The following is a 25,912-nucleotide window of genomic DNA, read 5'->3' on the forward strand; positions in this document are numbered from 1 at the left end:
GCCATGCTTGACAGGCTCTGAAAACGGGATTTTGTGGACCTATGCGGGACGCTAAGCCGAACAACGAAAAAAAGCCGATGAAGACGGCGGCCGCGGAGCGTCCGGCCGGCTTCCGCCGGGCAGACGCGCCACGCATCCCTGGTGCCAGCGTGCATACGTCGCTGGCCAGCGAGATCGGGCTTCGCATCGTGCGCGGCGACTATCCGCCGGGCACCATCCTGCCCAATGAAGCGAAATGGTCGGAGACCTTCGACGTCAGCCGCTCCGCGGTGCGCGAGGCGATCAAGATGCTGATGGCGAAGAGCCTTCTGGCGTCGCGGCCGAAGATCGGCAGTTGGGTGGAGCCGAAGGAACGCTGGAACCTTCTCGACCGCGACGTGCTGTCCTGGTACGCGACGTCGCCGGACCGCGAGGTTTTCCTCAAGACGGTGCAGGAATTCCGCCACATCATCGAGCCGGAGGCGACGGCCTTCGCGGCGATGCGGCGTACCGACGAGCAGATGGCCGAGATCAGCCAGGCCTGCCGTGAGATGGGCGAAGCCACCAATCTGCAGGAACGAACCCGCGCCGACACGCGCTTCCACCTCGCCATCCTGAGGGCCTCGGGCAACGACCTCCTGGTGCCGTTGGGCGTGCTGATCGAATCCGCCTTCGACCACCTCTTCGCCTACACGACGCGCGAGCTGGACGATCTGCAGCATGTTCAGAAGCTGCATGAGGCCATCGAGAGGAATATCCGCCTGAAAAGGCCGGATGCGGCGCGCAGCGCGGTCCGCAAGCTGCTGGCCAATACCGACGAAGTCATTCAATCGCGCTAAGGCCTTGTACTGGATAGTACTCCAGCACAGAAACTTTGACCGCTGCCCATGCGTGCGTTGGCAGATCCCATGCCTTGGCGATTAGCCGAGTCGCCTATCGCGGTCGTCATCCACGGGCGGAGCAAGGAGCGAAGCGACGCGCGCAGACCCGAGGATCCATGCCGTGACTTGGAAGCGCCGCGGCGGTCCAGAATTCTGCACCGTTGCACACTTCGGTCGATGTAACGGCATGGATTCTAGGGTCTGCGCTCCGCTTCGCGTAGCTCCGCCCTAGAATGACGAGGTTCAGGAGCCCTCAGCTCATCGCCAGCGTTTGCGCTGACTACCCCATACGGACGTTGATAGCCTGCCTGGACAAGCCTGCAATCTTTCCAGGTTCCTGTGTTGAGGAACTGGTGCTAGCCGGATCTCAGCAACCTTCAATCCTGCTTCTCGCGGCCGAAGGCGACGCGCAGCTCGTCCTTCGCCTTTTCCAGCACCTTCTTACGCTCCTCGGGCAGGTTCTTGCCGGCGCGGTTGATGTAGAAATTCAACATCGACATGGCGGATTGGAACGGCTCGGCCTTGCGGCGGTCGCTGTGCTCGGCCGAACGCTTCAGCGAGGCGGCGATTTTCCTGGCGTCGTCGGATTCGAAGACGTGCTCCTCGAGGTCCAGCGCATCGCTGTGCTCGGTCACATCGGCCGACCATTTCTTCTTTGCGGTCATGGCGAAACTCCTTTTTTGTTTCCAGCAATTCCGGACCGAGAACCGTTAGACATTTTTCCTGGAATTGCTCTGAGGCAAAACTCCAGGAAATGAGAGGGGTTCCCGGTTCTGGTGCCACGGATTGGCCGGTCGTGGCGCTGCTCGGCCCGGCAAATGCGCCGATAGTGGAGGCCGAACCGCCGACTTCGAGAACAGCGGACAGGAACGCCTTGACGACGATCTCCAGCAATGCAGCGGCCCCAGGCATAGACAGCGCCTATGCCTGGACTAGGTTGGCCATTTCCGTGTTGCTGGCGACCATAGGGGGCGTCGGCATGTGGGCGGTGGTCGTCGTTCTGCCGGCGGTCCAGGCCGAGTTCGGCGTCGACCGCGCCGCCGCCTCGATGCCCTACACCGCGACCATGGTTGGCTTTGCGGCCGGCAATGTGGTGGTCGGGCGCGCCATCGATCGTGTCGTCTACTGGATCCCGGCGCTTGTTTCCTCAACGGCGCTGGCTGTCGGTTTCCTGCTGGCGTCGCTCTCCAGTTCGATCCTGCAATTCACCGTCGCTCAAGGCTTGCTGATCGGGTTGGGGACATCGGCGATTTTCGGACCGCTGATCGCCGACATCTCGCACTGGTTCAATCGTCGGCGCGGCGTTGCGGTGGCTGCGGCTGCGTCCGGCAGCTATCTCGCCGGAACGGTCTGGCCGGCGATCATACCGCCGCTGATGCGGGCGGAGGGCTGGCGCTTCACCTATCTGGCAATCGGCATCGCGTGCCCGGTGACGATGGTGCCGCTGATTCTGATGCTGCGCCGGCGTGCCCCATTGGTTGTGGCAGGCTCGCCAGGCACGCGCCTGGTCCAGCCGATTGCATTGTCGCCGGCGGCACTTCAGGTGCTGCTTGTGATAGCCGGTCTAGGCTGCTGCGTGGCGATGTCGATGCCCCAGGTGCATATCGTCGCCTATTGCCTGGACCTCGGCTATGGCGTCGCGCATGGCGCCGACATGCTTTCGATCATGATGGCCGCCGGCGTCGTCAGCCGCCTCGCTTCCGGCTTCGTCGCCGATCGGATCGGCGGGGTGAGGACCTTGCTGATCGGTTCGGTTCTGCAATGCCTGTCGCTGTTCTTCTACATTCCCTTCGACGGGCTCGCCTCGCTCTACGTCGTCTCGCTGGTATTTGGCCTGTCGCAAGGCGGCATCGTGCCTTGTTATGCGATCATCGTGCGTGAATACATGCCCGCCAAGGAGGCTGGCCAACGCGTCGGCATCGTCATCATGGCGACCATTTTCGGCATGGCTATCGGTGGCTGGATGTCGGGCTGGATCTACGACCTCACTGGTTCCTATTCGGCCGCCTTCCTGAACGGGATTGCCTGGAACCTGCTCAACATCCTGGTGATGGTTCTGGTGTTCTGGAAGGCAAGACGCAGAGACGTCGTCGCGGCCTGACGGTCCACGCCGCTTCCGCAGGAAACGCCTCGGCTTGACAACAAATCGCGGCTGCGCGACGCCAGGGCCAATGGACGTGGCATGGGCCTGTGACATGGCGATACCAAGAGCGATGGCATTGCGAGAACGCAGCGGGCGGGATTTGCCGCGTGAGGCCCGCCCTTGACCAGGCCGCGCTCCCGCCGTGGCGGCGGCCGTCCGACGATTGCCGATGTGGCGCGCAAGGCGGGCGTCGGCGCGATCACCGTGTCACGTGCGCTGCGCGAGCCCGGACGGGTGTCGGAAGACCTTCGCCGGCAGATACAGGCCGCGGTCGACGAACTCGGCTACGTGCCCGACCCGAACGCGCGCGCGCTGGCCTCGGCGCGCGCCGAAGTGTTCGGCGTGCTGGTGCCATCGCTCACCAACAACGTCTTCGCCGAGGTGGTGCGCGGCATCTATGACAGCCTTTCCGATAGCCCGTTCCGCATCCAGATCGGCAACACGCATTATTCCGGCCTGGAGGAGGAGCGGCTGCTGCAGGTTTTCGGATCGCAACGCCCGGCGGCGTTGATCGTGGCCGGCATCGACCAGACGCCCAGCGCGCGACGACTGCTGGAAAATGCCGGCTGCCCGGTGGTGCAGGTGATGGAGACCGGGCCTGACCCGGTCGACATGATGGTCGGCTTCTCGCATTTCGACGGCGGCAGGACAGCCACCGAGCACCTTCTGCAGGCCGGCTACCGCAAGATCGGCTTCATCGGCGCCAGGATGGATCCGCGCTCGCAGCGGCGCCTTGCCGGCTACCGCGCCGCCATGGAGGCTGCCGGGCTGTTCGATCCGCGGCTGGTCACCACGACGCCGGTGCCGTCAAGCGTGAGCCTCGGGCGCGAGCTGTTCCGTGATGCGCTGGCCAAGATGCCGACGCTCGACGGCGTGTTCTGCAACAATGACGATATCGCGCTCGGCGTCCTGTTCGAATGCCATCGCGCGTCGATCGACGTGCCGAAGCAGATCGGCGTTGTCGGCTTCAACGACCTCGACATGATGCAGGTGTCGTTTCCCTCGATTACCAGCGTGCGCACGCACCGCTATGAAATCGGCACCCGATCCGTCGCCATGGCGCTTGCGGCGATTGCCGGAAACCCACCGGAACAGCGCGTCGTCGATCTCGGTTTCGAGCTCGTGCGGCGGGAAAGCACAGCGCGCTGAAAGTCCGGAAAATGTCGAAGGCGGCGCTTTACACTCAATCATGGTAGCGCTACCATTTGTCTGTAAAATCAACATCCGGCAAGGTAGGGAGGCTGTTTATTATACATAAGCAACAGTCCGATCTTGTTTATTATGTATAATATGATAGTTTTCTAAATTGCCAGGAAGCTGAGGGGGGAGGAGGATCAGGCGACGCGGGCGTCCCTGTGAGCGCGTTCGGTTCGGAGGAGGATGCCGGCCGGTAGCGCCATGATTCATCACAAGCAGAACTGCAACTGGGAGGAATATCGATGATCAAGTCACTCGTTGGCGGCGTCGTTGCCGCCACTGCATTTGTCATGCTGAGTTCGTCGGCGATCGCCGGACCTGAAGTGGTCAAGGGACCTGCGGCAGAGCCGGACTGCTTCGCGCCATGGGCGGCCGACACGCAGTTTTTCAAGTTTCCGAAGAAAGACGGTCCTTACCGCATCGCGCTTGCCAACGGCTACATCGCCAACACCTGGCGCATCCAGATGATCCAGACGGCGAAGGCCTACGCGGCGCAGCCGGATGTCGCCAAGAAGCTCAAGGAATTCAAGGTCGTGTCGACCGGCGAGGATGTGCCGGCGCAGATTTCGGCGATCAACAACTTCATCGATTCCGGCTTTGATGCGATCGTCGTCAACGCCCAGAATCCGACCGCCTTCGGGCCAGTCATCAAGCGCGCCAAGGAAGCCGGCGTCGTGCTCGTCGCCTTCGACAACATCCTCGACACCAAGGATGCCATCAACGTCAATGTCGACCAGAAGGGCCTCGGCGAGCTCTGGGGCAAGTGGCTGGTCGCGCATGTGCCGAATGGCGGCAAGGTGCTCGAAGTGCGCGGCGTTGCCGGCACCTCGGTCGACACCGATCGCCACAACGGCATCCACGAGGTGCTCGATGGGTCGGGCAAGAAGTGGGACGTCACCGAGGTCGTCGGCAAGTGGGATGACGGCGTGGCGCAAAAGGCCACGGCCGATGCCATTGCCACCAGCGGGCCGTTCGACGGCGTTACCGGGCAGGGCGGCGACACCGGCATCGTGCAGGCGATGATCGACGCCAAGCATCCTTTCGTGCCCTTCGGCGGCGAGACGGAAAACGGCTTCCGCAAATTCTGCGCCGCGCATGCCGCCGATGGACTGAAATGCTCGTCCGCCGGCACCGGCCCCGCACAGGTGGCGGTTGCCATCAAGACCGCGATCTCGGCGCTCGAGGGCAATGTCGTGCCGCAATCGGTCAAGTTGCCTTTGGCTATCGTGGAGGACCCGAACTTCAAGGCCGGCCAGGACTACTTCCCGGACCAGTCCGACAATTTCTTCGTCGGCAATTCCTTCCCGACCTGCGGCATCAATTTCACCGCGCAGGAAATCATGGGCCAGACCAAGGAAAACAAATAGTCTGACCGGACGGTGCCGCGGCGCGTTCGCGGCACCGTCCTCCTGTTCTCAACTCGAAACGGCCAGGGGAGGGCTGATGGACGGCGCGGCTCCGCTCTTCCGCATGGAAGGCATCTCCAAGCGTTATGGCGGCGTGCGGGCCCTGGAAAAGGCCGACCTGACGGTCACCGCCGGCGGCATCCACGCCATTCTGGGCGAGAACGGCGCCGGCAAGTCGACGCTGATCAAGGTCATGGCGGGCGTCGTGGCGCCAGACGAAGGCACGATGACGCTCGACGGCCGCGAAGTGAGCTTCGCCTCGCCGGCGGCTGCCAACCAGGCTGGCATCGTCTGCATCTTCCAGGAACTATCGCTCATCCCGGAATTGAGCGTCGCCGACAACATCGTCATTTCCGATCCGCCGAAACGCTTCGGCATGATCGACCGCAAGGCGCAGCGGCGCATCGCGGAGGAAGCGCTGGCACGCGCCGGGGCTTCCGACATCCATCCCTGTGCCCTGGTCAAGGATCTGCCGCTGTCGCGCCGGCAGATGGTGGAGATCGCCAAGGCGCTGGCCCGGAAACCGCGCATCCTGATCCTCGACGAGGCGACCTCGGCGCTGACGGCGGCGGATGTCGCCAAGGTCTTCGAAGTGCTGAAGCGGCTGCGGTCGGAAGGACTGGCGCTGCTCTACATCTCGCACCGCATGAACGAGATCGCCGAGCTCGCCGACCATTGCACCGTGTTCCGCAACGGCCGCAACGTCGCCAGCTACCCCGCGGGCTCGAAGAGCGACAATGAGGTGGTCGAGCTGATGATCGGCCGCGAATACAGCCATATCTTCCCGCCGAAACCCGGTCCAACTGCGGCCGCGACGACGGTTCTCGAAGCGCGCAACCTCTCCTGGGCCGACCGGCTGGACAACATCTCGCTGAGTGTCAAGGCCGGGGAGGTCGTGGGCCTCGGCGGTCTCGACGGGCAGGGACAGCGCGAATTGCTGCTTGCCTTTTTCGGCGTGCTGCGCGGCCTCTCAGGTGAGATCCTGATCGACGGCAAGCCCGTTTCGATCGCCAGCCCGACCGCGGCCAGCCATGGCCGCATCGGCATGGCGCTGATCCCCGAGGATCGCAAGACCGAAGGGCTGATGCTGCCGATGACGGTGCGCGAGAACCTGTCCTTCGCGGCGCTCGACAGGCTGTCGAAAGGCGGCATCATCGATCGCGCCGCCGAGCAGCGGCTGATCGACGACATGGTCGGGCTGCTGGCCATCAAGACGGCGGGTCTCGATATCCCGGTCGGCGCGCTCTCCGGCGGCAACCAGCAAAAGGTGGTGATCGCCAAATGGCTGATGCGGCAGCCGCGCATCATCCTGCTCAACGATCCGACGCGCGGCATCGATGTCGGCACCAAGCAGGAGCTTTATCAGCTGATGCGCAAGCTGGCGGATGCGGGCGCCGCGATCCTGTTCTATTCGACCGACTATGACGAGCTGATCGGCTGCTGCGACCGCGTGCTGGTGCTCTATGACGGCGCGGTCAAGCGCGAGCTGGTCGGCGCCGAGATCACCGAGCACGCGCTGATCGCCAGCGCGCTCAACATCCATGGCGAAGGTGCCGGGCCGAAGCAGGGAGTGGGCGCGTGAAGGACTGGCGCTACTGGCTGGCCGAGCAGCGCGGAACGCTGCTGGCCTTCGGCATCTTCATCGTCATGTTCGCGATCTACAGCGGCAACCATCCGGCCGGCTTCACCGCCAATGTCGTGCAGACGGCGGCCAACAAGGGCGTGCTGCTGGCCTTCGTCGCCATGGCTCAGACATTGGTGGTGATCACCGCCGGCATCGACCTGTCGGTCGGCATGATCTTCACGCTCACCAACTGCATGGCTTCATGGCTGGTGATCGGCACCGGCCTGGAGACGGCGTTTGGCGTGCTGGCGGTGCTCGGCACCGGGCTCGTCTGCGGCGCGGTCAACGGCGCCATCGTCATCTACGGCCGGCTGCAGCCGATCGTCGCCACCATAGCCACGGGCGCCGTCTTTTTCGGTCTGGCGCTGCTTTTGCGACCGGTTCCCGGCGGTTCGGTCAATGAGGACCTTGCGGATTTCCTGACCGGGCGCTTCTTCGGCGTGGTGCCGGCGAGCCTCGTGGCGCTGCTCGTCATCGTGCTCGTCGTCTGGGTGCCGTTCAGCCGCTCCGAATTCGGGCGCGCCGCTTATGCCGCTGGTTCATCGGAGACGGCGGCTTACATGTCGGGCGTGCCGATCCGCAGGGGCAAGTTTCTGGCATACACGCTTGCCGGCCTGCTTGCGGCCATCGGCGGCCTGTTCCTGACCTTCTTCACCTATACGGGCGAGGCGGCTTATGCGAGCGGCAACGCCTATACGCTGTTCTCGATCGCCGCCGTCGTGCTTGGCGGCGTGTCGCTGTTCGGCGGCAAGGGCAGCGCCATCGGCGCCATCTTCGGCGCGCTCGCCTTCCGCACCATCGGCGATCTCTTGTTCGTCTTCGACTTCGATCCGCTCTGGCAGCCGCTATTCCAGGGCGTTATCCTGTTGATCGCGGTCAGCCTCGGCGCTTTCGCGCTGTTTCGGGTGCGCAACCGGCTGGAGTGGTTCCTGTGAGCGAGACGACACTCGGCGGCATCGCCGGTCGCATGCCCAAATTTCTGCGACGCGCCGATCCGGCCGTTGTCACCGCCTTCGCCTGCATCGTGATCCTGCTCCTGCTCGGCAGCCTCTATTCGCGCAGCTTCCTTTCGCCGGAATATCTGCTGCAGCAATTGAAGGTCGCGTCCTTCCTCGGCGTCATCGCCACCGGCATGATGCTGGTGATCCTGCTCGGCCAGATCGATCTGTCCGTGCCGTGGTCCGTGGCTACAGGCGCGATGATGGCCTGCGCGGCGGCCGCCTACGGGCCAGTCGGCGTCGCTTTGGCCATTCCTTTCGGGGTCCTGTGCGGTGTCGCGATCGGCCTCGTCAACGGCATCGGCGTCGCCTATCTGCGCATTCCCTCGATGATCATCACCTTGGCCACCAATGCCGTGGCGCAAGGGTTGATGGTGGTCTATACGGGCGGTTTCTCGCCACAAGATTCAGCGACGGCGGCGATGCGCTATCTGGCAACCGGTTTCACCATTCCGGGCGTTCCCAACGCCGTCATCATCTGGGCGCTGATCGGCGCCGCGATGGTCTTCGTGCTGACCCGCACCAGCTTCGGCCGCGCGGTCTACGGCATCGGCAATCGCGAGCGCGCCGCCTATCTTTCCGGCATCGACACGCGCCGTATCGTGCTGATCGCCTTCGCCGTCTCCGGCGGCCTGTCGGCTTTTGGCGGCGTGCTTCTGGCCGGCTATGCGTCGAAGGCGGCGCAATCGATGGGCGATGCCTATCTGCTGCCGTCGATCGCCGCTGTCGTGCTGGGTGGCACGTCGATCCTCGGCGGGCGCGGCTCGTATCTCGGCACCGTGGCGGGCGTGATCCTGATCACGCTCCTGCAATCCATCCTCTCGGTCATGCAGATGCCCGAGGCGGGGCGGCAGATCATCTATGGCGTCGTCATCGTCGCCATGCTTCTGCTCTACGGGCGCGCGCCGGCAAGCCGCTGACCGTGGATGAGGCGAGCCCAAGACCACAGTTTCGCATGACCGATTTTCGGACGGCGCCGGCCATCGTCGTGATGGGCGTTGCCGGCTGCGGCAAGACGGCCGTCGGCGAGGCGCTTGCCGGGGCTCTCGGCGCCGACTTCATCGAAGGCGACCGGTTGCATCCACCGGAGAATGTGGCGCGCATGGCGCGCGGCGAGCCGCTGACGGATGCGCTGCGCGAGGGCTGGCTCGACGCCATCGGCGAGCGTATCGCGAGTTCCGTTGCCGGCGGACGGAAAGCGGTGGCGGCCTGCTCGGCGCTGAAACGCAGCTACCGCGACCGGCTGAGCCGCTTCTGTCCGGAGGTCGTCTTCCTCTACCTGAAGATCGATCGCGAGACCGCCTGGCGACGGGTCGCCAATCGCAAGGGTCATTTCATGCCCGCAAGCCTGGTCGACAGCCAGTTCGCCACGCTGGAAGAGCCTGCCGCCGACGAACGGGCGGTGACGGTCGACGGAACGCGAAGTGTCGCCGGGATCGTGAAAGAGATCATCCGATAGAGCGTTCCAGGAAAAGTGAGAGCGGTTTTCCGTCCGGAATTGCGCAAAAATAAAGAGTTAGAGCGGTTCGCCGTTTCCGTGAAACGGTGAAACGCTATAGGTCAGTTGGTATTCATGCGCCCTCGTTGCCGATCGCGGCCTCGGTTGGCCGCTCGGTCAGCCGCACGGCGCTCGACCAGGCCATCATCTGCTCCGGGCAGAGTTTGAGCGTTTCCAGCATATGGTCGCGTTTCGACAGGATGTATCCCGCTTGAACGGCGAGGTTCTTCGCCGCCGTGTCCTTTGCCGGCGACGCGGGGACTTGCGTGCCCGCGCTCAGTTCGCTGACGATTGCGCGATACTCGCGAAAGGGGATCGTCTCGATCGTCGCCATGTGAAAGAGCGCAGCACCCGCGCGCGCGGCGAAGTTTGCCGGCGCCGAGGCGAGGTGGGTCCAGCCGCGTTCGCCCATGGCGGCCTCGGCGAAGGCCGAGCCGGCATAGATGGTGTTGGTCATCAGCACCACGCCGTTTGCCTTCAGCACCTTCTGGATGCGCGCGGTGACCTGATAGGCGTCGGTGCGCTCAAAGACGATCCGGCTTTTCAGGAAACGGTTCTCGAGTTTGACCAATGGCGGGTTGATCACGCGGAAGCCGAACTCGCTTGGCGAAAAGCCGTGGTACCGCGCGCTTACCTGATGGGCATCGACGCCGGCCTGATGCAGGGCGCGCTTGCCCATGATCGTCTGCGCCGTGAACTGGTCGCACCATATGATGACACCGCGCCCGTTGCGCACGGCTTGCTGCAGTCCCTCGAGGCCTTCCAGCCGGATCGCCGGCGACCAGCGCCACCCGGCCACGAGATGCGCCGCAAGCGTCAGTCGTCGGCGATGAACGGCGGCAAGTTGCGCTTCGAACATGCCGCACGTGTCGATGGCATTGCCGAGCACTGCCTTCACCGCGATGTCGTAGCGGGCGAACTCCTTGCGGAAATGGCGCTTGCGCCGGAGCCCCGACACCCAGCCGCAGATGGGTCCCCACCAGGAGACCGGCAGAACCGCCGCGACGCCGAGATAGAAACAGGAAAGCAGGCTCTCGCGCAGGTCCCTGTTGGCGAAGCGGCGCAGTTTTCCGGGGCGGATTACCTTGCGGCTGAAGAAGCGAACGGTTTCGTTGCGCTCCGGCACCGGCACATCGGCGATGATCTCGGTGCGATAGATGTCGTTCGACGTTGGCTGCCGGCTGGCCCTGCGGGATTTGCCAAGCCAAGGCAGCCTCATGCGTCAGAGCCCTGTTCCATCTCCAGCCGATTTACTGCCTGGAAAGCAGACAAGCAACCAATCGGACTGCGGTCAGGGCGAGGCCGCTTCAGATCTGGGACGTGAGCTCGGCCGGGAAATCGTCGTTGTCGGCGTCGCGCATGGCTGCGAGGCTGCGGTTGTCGAGCACCTCGGCGATCGCCTGGCGCACTTCCAGCATCATGTGGCGGACCTGGCAGGTCGCTTCGTCGCAATCCTCGCAGCGCTGATATTGCGTGCGGCTGGCGCAAGGGATCGGCGCCAACGGTCCGTCGAGCACACGCACGACATGGCCGATCTTGATCTCGGAAGCGGGCCGGGCAAGGCGATAGCCGCCTTCCTTGCCCTTGCGGCTCTGGACGAAGCCGGCATTGCGCAGCTCGCCCAGGATCGCATCCAGGAATTTCTTCGGGATGTTGTTGGCGACCGCAATGTCGTTGACGAATGCAAGCTGGCCAGCCGGCAGGCTGGCAAGATGCACAAGGGCCTTGAGGCCGTATTTGCCTTTTTTGGTCAGCATGCCCGATTCAATTCATCAAACCCCAATCGCCCTGCATCTGGCGGTTGTTTGTGTGCAAATCATGACAGTTTGACCGTCGAACGCCCTCTGGCCCAACAATTTGCCGGTGTAGCTTAGGCACAAACGCGTTGATTCTTCGTAACGTTTTTCACGTTGGGGCCGGGATTTCCCCTGCGAACTCATGCAACCCGCTTGTAATAAGAAAGCCGGCAAAGCCGGCCTCCTTGCGCTTCCTGATTGTGGAGGCCTTTCAGCGGGTGCCATAGGCCTGATCGAGCAGCCCGCCTGCGGCGAAATGCTCTTTCTGAACCTTGTCCCAACCACCGAACACCTCATCCACCGTCAGCAGGCGGACGTCCGGGAAGTCGGCCTTGTGCTTGGCGACGACCGCTGCATAGCGAGTCCGCAAGCCGTTCTCGGCGGCGATCTCCTGGCCGTCCGGCGTGTAGAGGAAGTCGAGATAGGACTTGGCGAGATCGCGGCTGCCGTGCTCGTCGGCGACCTTGTCGACGATCGCGACCGGGAACTCGGCCAGCAAGCTGACCGAAGGGGTGACCTGCTCGAACTTGTCGTCGCCATATTCCTTGCGGATGCCGCGCGTCTCGGACTCGAAGGTGATCAGCACGTCGCCGATCTCGCGCTGGACGAAGGTGGTGGTGGCGGCGCGGCCGCCGGTGTCGAAGATCGGCACGTTGTTGAAGAGCTTGGTGATGAACTCCTTCACCTTGGCATCGTCGCCCTTGAAGGCTTCCTTGGCGTAGGCTGTGGCAGCGAGATAGGTGTAGCGCGCATTGCCGGATGTCTTCGGGTTGGGGAAGATCACCTGCACGTCGTCGCGCACCAGGTCGTTCCAGTCCTTGATGTGCTTGGGATTGCCGGCGCGCACCAGGAAGGACGGCAGGGAATAGAAGGGCGAGGCGTTGTCCGGAAAATCCTTCTGCCAATCGGCCGAGACCAGGCCCTTCTTGACCAGGAAGTCGACGTCGGTGACCTGGTTGAAGGTGACGACATCGGCGGCAAGACCTTCGGCGATGGCGCGCGCCTGCGCCGAGGTGCCGGCATGCGACTGATCGACGGTGACGCCGGGGTGCTTGGCGACGAAGGCTTTGTTGATGTCGGCGAACAATTCGCGGCCGACGTCATAGGAGGCGTTCAAGAGTTTGTCGGCCGACCAGGCTTGGGAGGATGCGAGGACGAGACCGGCAGCAGCCGCTATGCCGAGCAACAGACGCTTCATGAAAACAGGCTCCTTGGAGATGGATCAAGCTATGGCGAGACCATAGTCGGGAAAGCCCGAAGCGACGAGGCACGCACTCCGAGAGGCGGGCGAAGGTCTGGAAAATATCTCGCCGAAACAGCTCTTTGCTAGGATTTCCTTCCACGCTGATTCATGAACAGCCCCAGGCTGGCGCGCCGGAGCAGGAGTCAGAGTGAAAGATAGCTCAGGCCGCCGGGAAAAGCTTCCAGCGCCGCGGCCTGAACGCCACGCGGCTCTTCTGCGCAGCGGGATGGTCGATCGGAAGCTCGATCTCGACGCGCTGGCGCTCGCCGCCGATCTCCAGCTCGACGCGCCTGGTGCCTGCGACGCGGCGGCTGGCGGCGACCGTGCCGGCGATGCAGCCGCTGCAGCCGTCGAGCAGGTCGACATCGTGCGGGCGGAAGTAGAGAACCGCCTCCCCAGGCGGCGCATGCGGCGCCTCCAGGCCGATCGGCCGATCGGCGATCCAGACCTCGCCGTTCTCGACCTTGACCGGCAGCGAGCTCGACTCGCCGATGAAGGAATAGACGAAGGGCGAGTTCGGCGTATCGTAGATGTCGTCGGCGGTGCCGACCTGCTCGATGCGGCCCTGGCTCATGACGACGACCCGGTCGGCGAGTTCCAGCGCTTCCTCCTGGTCGTGCGTGACGAAGACGGTGGTGTGGCCGGTCCGGTCATGGATCTCGCGCAGCCAGCGGCGCAGCTCGCGGCGCACCTGCGCGTCGAGCGCGCCGAAGGGTTCGTCGAGCAGAAGCACCTTGGGCTCGATCGCCATGGCGCGCGCCAGAGCCACGCGCTGGCGCTGGCCGCCGGAGAGCTGCGCCGGATAGCGCTTTTCCAGGCCTGACAGCTGGACGAGGTCGAGCAGCTCCAATGCCCGGCGGCGGATTTCCTGCGCCCGCGGCCGTGCAGCGCCGTGCCGGACCTTCAGGCCGAAGCCGATATTGTCGGCGACCGTCATGTGGCGGAACAGCGCGTAATGCTGGAAGACGAAGCCGACATTGCGCTCCTGGATCGACTTCTGCGAAGCGTCCTCGTCGCCGAAGAAGATCGCCCCCTTGGTCGGCCGCTCCAGCCCGGCGATCAGCCGCAGCAGCGTCGTCTTGCCGGAGCCCGACGGCCCCAGCAGCGCGATGAGCTCGCCCGACTTGATGTCAAGCGACACGTCGTGGAGCGCCGGAAACCGCTCAAACTCCTTGCGCACGTTGACGACGCGAACTTCCATGCAAATCCCTCAGTTCTTTGATGCATATCATTATCCCAAAACCGCTACGCACTTTTGGGTGACATGCATCTAGTGTCCGCGTGTCGCGGCGATCTCGGCGCCGTAGCGCATCTCGAGAAGTGTTTTCAAGACCAGCGTCACCAGCGCCAGGCCGGCGAGCAGCGAAGCGACCGCAAAGGCGCCGACGGCATTATACTCGTTGTAGAGGATCTCGACATGCAGCGGCATGGTGTTGGTGAGGCCGCGTATGTGGCCGGAGACCACGGATACAGCGCCGAACTCGCCCATGGCGCGGGCATTGCAGAGCAGCACGCCGTAGAGCAGCCCCCATTTGATGTTCGGCAGCGTCACATACCAGAAGGCCTGCCAGCCGTTGGCGCCAAGCGAGAGCGCCGCCTCCTCGTCGCCATTGCCCTGCTCCTGCATCAGCGGAATCAGCTCGCGCGCGACGAAGGGGAAGGTGACGAAGACCGTGGCGAGCACAATGCCCGGCACCGCGAACAGGATCTGGATTCCGTGCGCCTTCAGCCATTCGCCGAGCAGCCCTTGCGCGCCGAAGAGCAGCACATAGACCAGGCCGGAAATGACCGGCGAGACCGAGAAGGGCAGGTCGATCAGCGTGGTCAGGAACGCCTTGCCCTTGAACTCGAACTTGGCGATGGCCCAGGCGGCCGAAAGGCCGAAGACGAGATTGAGCGGCACCGAGATCGCCGCCACCAGCAGCGTCAGGCGGATGGCGGAGCGCGTGTCGGCATCGCCCAGGGACTGGAAATAGGCGCCGACGCCCTTGGCAAAAGCCTCCTTGAACACGATGATCAGTGGCAACAGCAGGAAGACGCCGAGAAAGACGAGCGTGACGGTCGTCAGCGCGACGCGGACGGGACGGCTTTCCGTGACCGCCGCCGACTGGCTCTCGTGGTGCGGCTCATAGGACTTGATCTCGGGATCAGCCATAACGCTTGCGGCTCCATGTCTGCACGAGGTTGATGAGGAGCAGCATGGCGAAGGACAGCGCCAGCATGATCGCGGCAATCGCGGTCGCGGCCGGATAATTGTACTCCTCCAGCCGAATGACGATCAGAAGCGGCGCGATCTCGGATTTGTAGGGCAGGTTGCCGGCGATGAAGATGACCGAGCCGTATTCGCCGACACCGCGCGCGAAGGCGAGCGAGAAACCGGTGATGACGGCTGGCGCCAGCCCCGGAAATAGGACGCGGGTAATGATCTGGAAACGGCTGGCGCCGAGCGTGGCGGCGGCCTCTTCGACCTCCTTGTCGAGCTCTTCCATGATCGGTTGAACGGTGCGCACGACGAAGGGCAGGCCGATGAACACCAGCGCCACGATGATGCCGAGCGGGGTGTAGGCGACCTTGAGGCCGAGCGGCATCAGCAATTTGCCGAGCCAGCCGGTTGGTGCATAGAGCGTGGTCAGCGCAATGCCGGCGACCGCGGTGGGCAGCGCGAAAGGCAGGTCGACCATGGCGTCGACGACGCGGCGGCCGGGAAAACGGTAGCGGACCAGCACCCAGGCGACGAGCGTGCCGAACACGACGTTGACGGCGGCCGCGATGAAGGCGGTGCCGAAGCTGATTTCAAGCGCCTTGAGAGTGCGCCGGTCGGTGGCCAAAGCCCAGAAATCGGTCCAGCCGAGCGCGGCCGAACGCCAGATCAGCCCCGAGAGCGGGATAAGGATGATGAGCGTGAGGTAGGCAAGCGAGAAGCCGAGCGTCAGTCCGAAACCCGGAATGACACTCGGCTGTCTGAATCGCCACCCCGCATGAGCGGGTGCTGTGGTCATGCTGTTCTGGATCGTCCCTTCTTACTCAACCAGATTGCAGTCGCCAGTTTTCGAGGTTCAGCCTCTCACTGGGCCGGCTTATAGATCTGGTCGAATATACCACCGTCGCCGAAATGGTAAGGCTGTGCCTTCTTCCAGCCGCCGAATTGCGGGTCGTCGATGGTGACCAGCTTGATCTGCGGCAGCTTGGCGAGGTCCTCGGCCGGAACCAGTTCGGGCTTGGCCGGGCGATAGTGGTTCTTGGCAATGATGGTCTGGCCTTCCTTCGAATAGAGCCACGAAAGATAGGCCTCGGCCACCTTGCGCGTGCCTTTGGCGTCGACATTGGCGTCGACTACAGCGACCGGCGGTTCGGCCAGGATCGAGGTCGGCGGGTAGACGATGTCGAAATTGTCGGCGCCGAATTCGTCGAGGGCCAGATAGGCGTCGTTCTCCCAGGCGATCAGCACGTCGCCCAGGCCTTTCTGAGCAAAGGTGACGGTCGAGCCGCGGGCGCCGCTGTCGAGCACCGGCGCGTTGGCATAGAGCTTGCTGACGAATTCCTTGGTCTTGGCCTCGTCATTGCCGTCTTGCGCATTGGCATAGGCCCAGGCCGCGAGATAGTTCCAGCGCGCGCCGCCGGAGGTCTTCGGGTTCGGCGTGATCACCTGGACGCCGTCCTTCACCAGGTCGCTCCAGTCATGGATTCCCTTGGGGTTGCCCTTGCGCACCAGGAAGATGATGGTCGAGGTGTAAGGCGCTGAATTGTTTTCGAATTTCTTGCGCCAGTCGGGATTGATCTTCTTCGACTTGGAGACGATGGCGTTGATGTCGCCTTCGAGCGCCAGCGTCACCACGTCGGCGTCAAGGCCGTCGATAACGGCGCGGGCCTGGGCGCCGGATCCGCCATGTGACTGCTGGATGGTCACCGTCTCGCCGGTCTCGGCTTTCCAATGCGCGGCGAAGGCCTCGTCATAGGCCTTATAGAGCTCACGTGTCGGATCGTAGGACACGTTCAAAATGGTCGTATCGGCGAACGCGAAACCGAGCGTGCCGAACTGGACAGATGTGGCGACCAGCGCGCCGAGCAGTTTCCTGAAATGGGGTTTGGTCATTCCCGCCTCCGTTGAACTGCTGCGAACTCTAGCGAGTTTATAGAAATTAGATGCATTGAATGTTGCCTTTTTCGCCTCCTCGAAGCAATTTTTCGCCGTATGTCCGCGGATCGAAGAAATATCTTCCTCCAGCTGGCGAGACCATGAATCCTCGCCGCCGGGCTAATTAGAACCGACGATGATTTGGGCAGGGCTGGAAGGCTTGCGGCTAAGGCGCGGTGACCGGAAAATCGAAGCGCTGTTTTGGAAAAGGCTCTTTGGCCAGCGTGAAGTGCCACCATTCGCGCGCATAGTTGCGGAAGCCGGCGGCTCGCATGGCGGCAAGCAGCAGCTTGCGGTTCGCTGCCGCTCCGGCGGGAAGAGGGTGGTGCGCCGTCTCGCTCATCGGATCGAAGCAATCAAAACCGGTGCCGAAGTCGAGTGTCCCGACGTCAGGAGTGCCGCAGGCCGGATGAACATCGCTTCCCTTGCCTGGGTCGGCGATGGCGAGATCGACGGTCGAGCCGCGCGAATGGCTGGACAACTCGCCGACATACCCCTTGGCGATGAGATCGCCGCGTTCGACCGTCGGATACCATTGCGGATCCGGCGGGCCGCCTTCTCGCGTCCATTGGCCCATGTCGGCGACGGCCCGCGCGGGCCGGTAGCAGTCGAAGACGACCAGCGTCAGGCCTTTGGCGGTCATGGTTCTCTGGACGCTGGACAGCGCCTTCGCCGCTTGCGCGGTCAAGATGCAGACAGGCGCGTCATAGCCGTCGACCTTGCGGCGCAGGAAGTTTTCGCGGCCGGCGTAGCGGATGTCCTGGTGGATGGTCTGGTCGATATTGGCGAGCCTGACGAAGCCGGCGGGCAGGGGATCGGCGCGGGCCTGGAGAGGGCAAGGCGTTACTAGTGCAAGCGCTGCGAAGAACACCCCCAACAGAGGTCGGCGCGAGGCCCCCCTCTCTGCCCTGCCGGGCATCTCCCCCTCAAGGGGGGAGATTGGCGGTGTCGGCGCCGCATCCATCCTTCCTGCGTTGAAGATTGGCGAAAGCCGCGAAGCGAATAATCTCCCCCCTTTAGGGGGAGATGGCCGGCAGGCCAGAGAGGGGGACCTCGCGCCATACATCAGGGGAGAAGCTCCGCGCGCCGAATCCTTAAGAAGCGCAATCCCCATCCTATTCAACGAAAACCTTCACGCTCGCCGCGCGGCCGGCTGCGTCGATGACGGTCAGCGTCGAATAGCCGGTGCCGTCGGGTTGCCAGGTCGCGGTGCGGCGGCGGTCGATGCCGGCGAGCGGCTTGCCGTTGGCGAGCCAGCGGAACGGCGCGCGGCCGCCCTGCAGCTTCAGCACCAGCGGCGTGGCGCCGGCGGAGTTGGTGCCAAGATCCACACGGGCTCCATTGGGCGGGAAGATGATGGTCGGCGCGGGCTCGATGGCGGTGGCCTGCACCAGCCCGTCGGCGCCGGCGCCGAAACGGGCGAGCGTCACCGGCAGCTCCTCGCGCTTGGGATTGAACACGCCCGGCGGCCGGCTCGGCAGCGGCACGCTGGCAAGGCCGGAACGGACAAAACCCTCGAACAGGATAGGTGCCGCCGAGACATAGCCCGACAGGCCCGGGACAGGGCTCGCATCGGCGCGGCCGACCCACACGCCCAGGACGTAGCGGCCGTCGAAGCCGACGGACCAGGCATCGCGATAGCCATACGAGGTGCCGGTCTTATAGGCGATGCCGCGCTGCATGGCGCCTTCCGGCGGCTTCACGCCGGACAGTATGTCGTTGATCTGCCAGGCCGCCTGGTCGTCGAGGACGGTGGCTGTGGTGCGTTCGGCATTGGCCGGCTCGGTGCCGTCATGCAGCGTGTGCATCTTGCCGCCATTGGCGAGCCCCGTATAGAGCTGCACCAGGTCGCGCAAGGTCACGCCGACGCCGCCAAGCCCGATCGCCAGGCCCGGTGCCTCGTTGACCGGCAGGACCGGGGTGACGCCGGCCTGGCGGAAGCGCGCCGTCAGCCGCGCCGGACCGACGGCGTCGAGCACGCGGATCGCCGGCACGTTGAGCGACAATTGCAGCGCCTGGCGGATCGAGACGTCGCCCTGGTAGCCCATGTCGAAATTCTTCGGACGGTAGCCGCCGAAATCGGCCGGGCTGTCCTCGATGATCATCTCCTGCGCCACCAGCCCTTGCTCGAAGGCCAAGCCGTAGATGAAGGGCTTCAGCGTCGAACCGGGGGAACGCACCACCTTGGTCATGTCGATCCAGCCGGAGCGGCTGGCGTCGAAGAAATCGGCCGAGCCGACCTCGCCGAGAATGTCGCCGGTGCGCGCGTCGGCCATCACCATGGCGATGGAAAGTTTGGGGCCGAGCTTTCTGGCGGCATCCCTTGCGACCTGCTCCAGCCCCTGCTGCACGCTTTTGCGGATGGTGAGCTGCAGCGGCTTGCCGGGCACGGCCCTCGGCAGCATGGCGTAGGAGGCGTGCGCCGCCAGCGCCGGCAGTTTTCTGCGCAGGCCGGACACGTCGTCCAGCGCCGCGCGCTGCGCTTCGCGCTCGCCGAGCAGGCCGGCCGAGACCATGCGGGTGAGCACGCGGTCGCGCGCGGCATGCGCGATGTCGAGATTGCGGTCGGGCCGGCGCCTTTCCGGCAATTGCGGCAGCGCGACGAGAAGGGCGGCTTCCGACACGGTGAGCCGTTTCGGCTCCTTGCCGAAATAGGCGAGCGAGGCGGCGCGCACGCCTTCGAGATTGCCGCCATAGGGCGCCAGCGTCAGATAGCGTTCGAGGATTTCCTGCTTGGAGAGTCGGCGCTCGATCTGCATGGCGCGCAGCATCTGCTTGAGCTTGGAGCCGAGGCTGCGGCTGTCGCGCGGCTCGATCAGCCGGGCAAGCTGCATCGACAAGGTCGAACCGCCCGACACGATATGGCCGCTTGTGACGAGCTGGCCCGCGGCGCGGCAAAGCGCCAGGAGGTCGACGCCGCGGTGGTCCCAGAAGCGCTTGTCCTCATAGGTGACCAGCATGTCGACGAATTGCTTGTCGACCTGGTCGAGGCGGGTCTCGAGCCGCCAGTAGCCGTCCGGCGTGGCGAAGGCGCGCAGGAGCTGGCCGTCGCGATCTTGCACCTCGGTCGAGACCGTCAGCTTTGCCGGCAGCGGCGGCGGGAAGGCGCGGTCGAGCTCCCAAAGGGTGGCTGCGGCGATCGCCGCAAACCCCGCGAGTGAAGCTGCGGCGATGCCTGTTCGACGGAGAAATTTCTTGGAGAGCATGGCGCTGCCCCTCATCCGCCTGCCGGCACCTTCTCCCCGTATAGTGACGGGGAGAAGGGGGCTGGCTGCGATGTCGGCTTCTGTCTTGCGACGTTGCCGATTGGCGAAAGCGTCGGCGCAAGCCCCTTTCTCCCCGTCACTATACGGGGAGAAATGTCCGGCAGGACAATGAGGGGCAGCGCCATCGCTATGTCTATCAAGCCGCTTACTCCGCCTTCACCTCCATCACGCCGGTGGCGGTGCGGGCCGAATATTGCGGCCGGTACATGTCCTCCACCGTTGCCGCCGGATGGGCGTAAGTGCCCGGCGTCACGGCACGCACGACATAGGCCAGCGTGATGTTGCGGTCGCCGTCGCCTTCGTTCGGGTTGAAGGCGGCGACGAAACGGTCGTCGCGGAACTCCAGATGCGCGGCGTCGGTCTGCGCCAGCCAGGAGAAGTTCGACAATTGCGCGCTGGACACCAGGCTCGGATTGTCGATCTCGAAGCCGGCGGGCAACAGATCGGTGATCAGCAGCCGCGACGGCCATTTGTTCTGCTCATAGACCTTGAGCACGACCACGTAGCGCTCGTTCTGCCTGGCTTCGGTGACGTTGGCTTCTGTGCCGTCGAGCTTGTAGTAGGTGCGGTCGATGGTGAAGCCGTCGCCGCCGGCGGGCAGCGGATCGACCGGCGCGGCGACCGCGGTCACCACCGCCTGCAGCGGCGTCGCGCCGGTGTTGGCGATGGTGAGCGGACTGTCGACGAGGTCGCTGCCGGCGACCTGGTCGGAATATCCGCCCGAATGCGGCGCGCCGTTGACGGAAAGCGTGATGGAATCATTGCCTTCCTTCAGCGCCCTTGCGGCAAGCAGCATCCAGGATTCATCCTGCGTGCTCGTCCAGCGGGCATCGGCGCGCGCCACGCCCACCAGCTTGATCAGTTGCGGCATGATGCTCGGCGCCGGCTTCGATTCCGCCGCCAGCGCCAGTATCGCCGCGCCGTCGCGCAGCCGCGAGCCATAGTCCGAGCGGTACCAGTCGTAGTCGGTTTCAGCCTGCGCCAGCCTGAGCGCCGTCTGGAACGTGGCTTCCGAACGCTGCGTGTCGCCGTAGAGCGCTAGGCTCGCCGCCAGTTGTGCGACCGCCATAGGGCTGGAGAAGGCTTCGAGCTGCGTGTCGGCGTAGTAGCGCAGATCGCCGATCGAGGCCTTCTTGTTGCGGGCAAGCACATAGAGCGCGTAAGCGATATCGCTGCCCTTGTCCTGGACGTCCTGGTCGTAGCCGAGCGAGTTCTGCAGGTTGTTCAGCGCCTGGTTCATCGCCAGCGCGGGAACATCATACTTCTCCTCGCGCGCCCGGGTCAGGAACTCGCTGACATAGGCGTCAAGCCACAGGTCGCCGGAACCCGGTCCCCAGAGGCCGAAGCTGCCGCTTGCCGACTGATAGGACAGCACCTTGTAGATGGCGTCCTGGATGCGTTGATGCAGGTCCGGATCGCTTTCCATGCCGATGCTCTTGGCCATGTCGTTGACATAGAGCAGCGGCATGGCGCGGCTGGTGGTCTGTTCGGCGCAGCCATAGGGGTAGCGGTCGAGGCTCATCAGCAGCGACGGCACGTCGAGCGCGGACGACTGCGAAACGCCGACGCTGACCGAAGCGCCGTCGAGCACGCTGGCCGCAAGCAGCTCCTTGTCGACCCGCAGCGAGCCGCCATGCGGCTTCAGGTCGACAACCATACGGTTGGTGACCGGAAGCTGCGCCGGCCGCACCGGCAGATAAAGCGTCTGCTCGACCTGGGTGCCGTCGGCATGCGCAAGCTTGACGGTGACGGAGGCATCGCCCGCGGTCTTGGCGACCAGCGGGAAGGTGAGCGACTGACGCTTGCCCTGGGCGAGCGTCAGTTTTTCCGGCAACGGCTTGTCGCCGGTCGTGAGATCTCCGGTCGTGGTGACCGACAGCGCATAGTCGCCGGCCGGGCCATCGGTGTCGGCTATGTCGAGCCGCATGGTTGCGGCGTCGCCCGGCGCCAGGAAGCGCGGCAGGGCGGCGGTGATCACCACCGGATCGCGCACGATGACGTCGGTCTGGGCATGGCCGACGGCTTCCTTGGTCCAGGCGACCGCCATGACACGCACGGTGCCGTTGAACTGCGGGATGTCGAAGTCGATGCGCGCCTTGCCGTTGGCGTCGAGCTCGACCGGGCCGGAGAAGAAGGCGACCAGCTTTTCGGTCGGCGGGCTGCCTTGCGCCTGCATGTTGGCGCCGTCGCCGCCGGTGCGTATCTTGCCCATTGTGCCGAGCGAGCCGTCGATCAGGCGTCCGTAGAGGTCGCGGATCTCCAGCCCCAGCATGCGCTGGCCGAAGAACCAGTCCTCAGGATCGGGCGCCTTGTAGTTGGTGAGGTTGAGGATGCCGACATCGACGGCAGCCACCATCACATAGGCATTGGTGCCCGGTTGGGCGCCGTTGACCGCAACGGGGATCGACAGCTGCTGGCGCGGCAGGGTCTTTTCCGGCGGGGTCAGCGAGACCGCCAGCTTCTTCGAGCCCGGATCGACCGACAGCCATTGGATGCCGATGGCGCGGGCCGGCATGCGCGATTCCTGCGCGTCGCCGGGCCGGAACAGTGTCGCCGTGACATAGGCGCCGGCGCCCCAGTCGTCGCCGACCGGGATGTCGACGGTGCTGCCGCCGGCCGGCACCGAAGCGGTGACGGTCTTCAACAGCTTTTCGGCGCCGATGGTGACCAGAAGTTCGCCGGCAAAATGCGGCGAGACCTTCAGCTTGGCGACTTCGCCGGCGGCGTAAGTATCCTTGTCCAGGGCGATCTCGAGGCCGTCGGGGGTCTCGGTGGTGGTCGAGGCGACATACCAGCCGGCATCGAAATCATAGCTGGTCGCCGGACCATCCGGGTCAGCCGTCTCGACCTCGAGCCGATAGCGGCCCCAGTCGACGGGCAGCGACACCGTCGCCTCGCCATCGGCCTTCAGGTCGACCGCGCCGTTTGCCACCGCCTTGGTGAGGCTCACCGCCTCGTAGTTCCAGGAATTGTTGGAACGGTACCACTGATAATTGCGCTCGACCTTGACCAGCGACCACTGGACGCCCTTCAGGTCCTCGCGCTTGCCGTTCGGATCGACGGCGATGATGCTGAACTTGGCGATGCCGCCTTGCGGCACCTCATCGCCCTCGAAATCGGGGCGAATGCCGATGACGTCGCGCGGCGGGCGAACGCCGATGTCGAGCGAGCGCTCGACGGCGCGGCCGCCGGCTTCGCGCATGCGCACGGTGACCTTGGCGTTGACCAGCTTGGTGGTCGAGGGCAGCTGATCGATGGTGATCGGGAACGTCGCCTTGCCCTCGTCGCCGACGACCGGAAGATTGGCGAGGGGCGTCACGGTCGGCTCACTCGACTGCTCGTCGGCGAGGCCGAAGGTAAAGTCCTTGAAGCTGTCCCAGCTGCTGGTGGTCGACAGCGTCATCTCGCCTTCGAGCGCAAGGCCCGCGGCCGGCGCGCCGTAAAGGAAGCGGCCGTCGACGGTGGCGTTGGCGGTTTCGCCCTGGGCGATCTCCTTCTTGTCGGCGGTCAGGTCGAACTCGATGCGATCCGGCACGAAGTCTTCGACCAGGAACATCTGGCTGGCGACCGGCGACTGCTTGGGATCGGTGTAGATCGACACCGTCCATGTACCGCGCATGGCATTGGCCTCGAGCGGCAGGTCGACGGCGTGGCCGCCAGCGGACTCGCCGTTGCTGACCACGCGGCGGTTCTCGACGCCGTCGGGTCGGGTGAAAATGAAGGTCAGCGGCAGGTTATCGACCGCCTTGGCGGCGCCGTCGCGGGCAAGGGCCGCGACATGCACGTCCTCGCCGGCGCGGTAGATGCCGCGCTCTGTCCAGGCATAGACGTCCAGCGCGCCCGGCGAGGCGCGCCCCTCGACGCCACGATCCGACAGGTCGAAGCCGGCTTTGCCCATGTCGAGGAAGACGAAGTCGTTGTCGCCCTGCTTGGCCATCAGCACGGCCGGCACCATGCCGTTTTCGCCGCGGGTAAGGCCCGGATTGAAGACGGCGTGGCCCTCGGCGTCGGTGGTCGCCGTGCCGAGGATCTCGTTGTTCTTGGCGAGTAGCGTCAGTTCGGCGCCGGAAATCGGCTTGGCCGAGCCCAGCGAACGCGCAAAGACGTTGAGCCCGTCTTGGCCGGTATAGGTGGAGAGGCCGATGTCGGAGACCACGAACCACTGCGTGGCGCGCGAGCCATAGTCATCGCTCTTGTCGTCGACCGGCTGCGCCGTCAGCACATAGACGCCGGGCTTGCGTTGCGGGATCGCCTCATCCACCGGGAAAGAGGTGGTCACTTCCTTGTTGAGATCATTGGCGATGTCGAGCGTACCGGACCAGACCGGCGCGCCCATCTGGTCGGAAATGGTTGAAATGTCATAGCCGTCGAGCTGATGCAGGAACTGATATCCGGACAGAAGCTGCGCCAGTGAACGGTCGCCGATGCGGTAGAGCGTCATCTTGGCGGCGTTCATGTTGACGGTGACGACCGGAATGCCGCGGCGCGCGCCGGCCGGCAGCACGAAGCTGTCGCCGGTGAAGCGGGCGGACGGAGCGCGGTCCTGGACATAGATCGACAGCACGACGGGCGCGGCGATCGTCTCGCCGACCGCGGCCGGCAGGCCGGCGCGGAAGGTGATGTCGTAGTGCTGGCCGTGTTCCAGACCCTCGACGCAGATCTGCTTGTCCTTGGCCTCGACGGCCTTGGGTGCCGCGTTGTCGACGGTCACGAACTGCGCATAGTCGACGCCGGTCTTGACCAGTTCCTCGGAGAACTGGGCGCAGATGCGCGGCGAGGAGGAATCGGCATCGACGGTGTGCTCGACGACGCGGAAACCTTTGCGCGCCTTGAGGTCGGCATAGTCGGCCTGGACGGCGGGCGAGTTCACCAGCGCAAGGCTCGCCTCATAGGCCTGAAGCGACGGACGGTAGAGGTCGCGCTTGTCGAGGCCGGCGGCAAGCAGCGCCAGCGCCTCGGCGCGGGTCTTTGCCGTGCGCACCAGCTTGTAGGCGTTGAAGGCCGCCGAGGTGGCGTTCATCGGGAACGTCGCGGGTTCGGTGGTGTTCGAAGCCGGCTCCACGGCCAGTATCTCATGCGCCAGCGCCAGCCAGAGCTCGCCGTCATCGGGCAGAACGGAGATCGCGGCCTGGTATTTCTGCATGGCAAGGCGATGGTCGCCGGTCAGCGAGGCCTGCTCGGCTTCGGCCTGCAGGGCAGCAAGGCCCTCGGTCGGCTTGTCGTAGGCCGGGTCGGTCAGCTTATTGCGGAACTGCTGGGCCTGGTCCGCCATCCAGTTCGGGAAGAAGGCCAGTGCCGGCGGAGCGCCGATATCGGGGTCGCCATCGACGTTCGCGATCTTGCCGGCGACGGCGCCGGTGAAGGATTTCAACTGATTATAGTCGGATTTGAGAAAGCACCACTTCGCCTTGGTGTTGTAGGTGAAGGCGCGGCAGGCGGTATCGCCGAGGCATGTGGTCTTGCACTGGTCGAGGCTGACATTCTGCTCCGACCTCAGGTCGAAGCCGAAATAGTCGGAATTGTCGGTCGTGACGATTCGCCGGGCTTCGGCCGCAAGGGCCGCCCCGCCCAGGGTGAAAAAGATAAGGAGAAGGAAAGAGAGACCACGAGCCGCGCGCATTGCCATACCACCCTCCAGACATCGCCAGCGTCCGGGCATGATCAAGCTTCGTGCAGGCTTGTCAACGCCGGAGCGCCGCAGGTTTTTCACCCGCGAACGGTTTCCATGCCGGCCAAAGGCCGGTAT

Annotated in this window: 19 protein-coding genes; 8 read left to right on the top strand and 11 right to left on the bottom strand. The window is 64.5% G+C overall.

The features are described 5' to 3' along the window. Positions 1-77 precede the first annotated feature (77 nt). A complete protein-coding gene (locus EN862_RS05410; RefSeq protein WP_245519500.1) occupies positions 78-818 on the top strand; it encodes a FadR/GntR family transcriptional regulator in 741 nt (246 codons plus the stop codon). A 419-nt stretch (positions 819-1,237) separates the two neighbouring features. Here the strand turns inward: EN862_RS05410 and EN862_RS05415 are convergent, their stop codons facing one another. Further along, the gene (locus tag EN862_RS05415; protein ID WP_127863154.1) at positions 1,238-1,525 is read right to left on the bottom strand and encodes a DUF3175 domain-containing protein; all 288 of its coding nucleotides are present in this window, start codon (positions 1,523-1,525) and stop codon (positions 1,238-1,240) included. 209 nt (positions 1,526-1,734) lie between these two features. Here EN862_RS05415 and EN862_RS05420 point away from each other — a divergent pair, with 209 nt between their 5' ends. The 7 genes from EN862_RS05420 (at position 1,735) to EN862_RS05450 (ending at position 9,687) form a co-directional block, all read left to right on the top strand. Beyond that, entirely contained in the window at positions 1,735-2,961 is a 1,227-nt protein-coding gene (locus tag EN862_RS05420; RefSeq protein ID WP_245519501.1) for an MFS transporter, read from the top strand. Positions 2,962-3,123: 162 nt separating this feature from the next. Next, a complete protein-coding gene (locus EN862_RS05425; RefSeq protein WP_127863156.1) occupies positions 3,124-4,152 on the top strand; it encodes a LacI family DNA-binding transcriptional regulator in 1,029 nt (342 codons plus the stop codon). A 290-nt stretch (positions 4,153-4,442) separates the two neighbouring features. Then, on the top strand, positions 4,443-5,567 hold the full coding sequence (locus EN862_RS05430) for a sugar ABC transporter substrate-binding protein (RefSeq protein ID WP_095815733.1): 1,125 nt from the start codon (positions 4,443-4,445) through the stop codon (positions 5,565-5,567). A 76-nt stretch (positions 5,568-5,643) separates the two neighbouring features. Further along, a complete protein-coding gene (locus EN862_RS05435) occupies positions 5,644-7,188 on the top strand; it encodes a sugar ABC transporter ATP-binding protein (RefSeq protein WP_127863157.1) in 1,545 nt (514 codons plus the stop codon). Beyond that, a complete protein-coding gene (locus EN862_RS05440; protein WP_127863158.1) occupies positions 7,185-8,165 on the top strand; it encodes an ABC transporter permease in 981 nt (326 codons plus the stop codon). The genes EN862_RS05435 and EN862_RS05440 overlap by 4 nt, the downstream gene beginning before the upstream one ends. After that, positions 8,162-9,148, top strand: a complete 987-nt coding sequence (locus EN862_RS05445; RefSeq protein ID WP_127863159.1) for an ABC transporter permease — start codon at positions 8,162-8,164, stop codon at positions 9,146-9,148. The genes EN862_RS05440 and EN862_RS05445 overlap by 4 nt, the downstream gene beginning before the upstream one ends. A 35-nt stretch (positions 9,149-9,183) precedes the next feature. Next, complete coding sequence (locus tag EN862_RS05450) at positions 9,184-9,687, top strand: gluconokinase (protein WP_245519502.1); 504 nt, start codon at positions 9,184-9,186, stop codon at positions 9,685-9,687. A gap of 112 nt (positions 9,688-9,799) precedes the next feature. Here EN862_RS05450 and EN862_RS05455 read toward each other — a convergent pair whose 3' ends face one another. The 10 genes from EN862_RS05455 to EN862_RS05500 form a co-directional block, all read right to left on the bottom strand. Further along, positions 9,800-10,945, bottom strand: a complete 1,146-nt coding sequence (locus EN862_RS05455) for a hypothetical protein (protein WP_127863160.1) — start codon at positions 10,943-10,945, stop codon at positions 9,800-9,802. An 88-nt stretch (positions 10,946-11,033) separates the two neighbouring features. Continuing rightward, entirely contained in the window at positions 11,034-11,483 is a 450-nt protein-coding gene (locus EN862_RS05460; protein ID WP_040970141.1) for an Rrf2 family transcriptional regulator, read from the bottom strand. A gap of 250 nt (positions 11,484-11,733) precedes the next feature. Continuing rightward, positions 11,734-12,720: a sulfate ABC transporter substrate-binding protein gene (locus EN862_RS05465; RefSeq protein ID WP_127863161.1), complete on the bottom strand. Its 987-nt coding sequence runs from the start codon at positions 12,718-12,720 to the stop codon at positions 11,734-11,736. Positions 12,721-12,925: 205 nt separating this feature from the next. Next, the gene (locus tag EN862_RS05470) at positions 12,926-13,966 is read right to left on the bottom strand and encodes a sulfate/molybdate ABC transporter ATP-binding protein (RefSeq protein WP_127863162.1); all 1,041 of its coding nucleotides are present in this window, start codon (positions 13,964-13,966) and stop codon (positions 12,926-12,928) included. 69 nt (positions 13,967-14,035) lie between these two features. Next, the gene (cysW, locus tag EN862_RS05475; RefSeq protein WP_127863163.1) at positions 14,036-14,920 is read right to left on the bottom strand and encodes a sulfate ABC transporter permease subunit CysW; all 885 of its coding nucleotides are present in this window, start codon (positions 14,918-14,920) and stop codon (positions 14,036-14,038) included. Next, the gene (cysT, locus tag EN862_RS05480; RefSeq protein ID WP_095815724.1) at positions 14,913-15,764 is read right to left on the bottom strand and encodes a sulfate ABC transporter permease subunit CysT; all 852 of its coding nucleotides are present in this window, start codon (positions 15,762-15,764) and stop codon (positions 14,913-14,915) included. The genes cysW and cysT overlap by 8 nt, the downstream gene beginning before the upstream one ends. 65 nt (positions 15,765-15,829) lie before the next feature. Next, entirely contained in the window at positions 15,830-16,858 is a 1,029-nt protein-coding gene (locus EN862_RS05485) for a sulfate ABC transporter substrate-binding protein (protein WP_127863164.1), read from the bottom strand. Between the two features lie 208 nt (positions 16,859-17,066). Next, positions 17,067-17,819, bottom strand: coding sequence for a M15 family metallopeptidase (locus tag EN862_RS05490; RefSeq protein WP_245519503.1), 753 nt, complete (start codon positions 17,817-17,819; stop codon positions 17,067-17,069). A 196-nt stretch (positions 17,820-18,015) separates the two neighbouring features. Beyond that, on the bottom strand, positions 18,016-20,106 hold the full coding sequence (gene pbpC, locus EN862_RS05495) for a penicillin-binding protein 1C (RefSeq protein WP_245519504.1): 2,091 nt from the start codon (positions 20,104-20,106) through the stop codon (positions 18,016-18,018). Positions 20,107-20,311: 205 nt separating this feature from the next. Then, positions 20,312-25,792, bottom strand: a complete 5,481-nt coding sequence (locus EN862_RS05500; RefSeq protein WP_127863166.1) for an alpha-2-macroglobulin family protein — start codon at positions 25,790-25,792, stop codon at positions 20,312-20,314. Positions 25,793-25,912: the final 120 nt, after the last annotated feature.

Origin of the sequence: Mesorhizobium sp. M2E.F.Ca.ET.219.01.1.1, assembly GCF_004016445.2 — a bacterium.
In the GTDB taxonomy this organism is placed as follows: Bacteria; Pseudomonadota; Alphaproteobacteria; order Rhizobiales; family Rhizobiaceae; genus Mesorhizobium.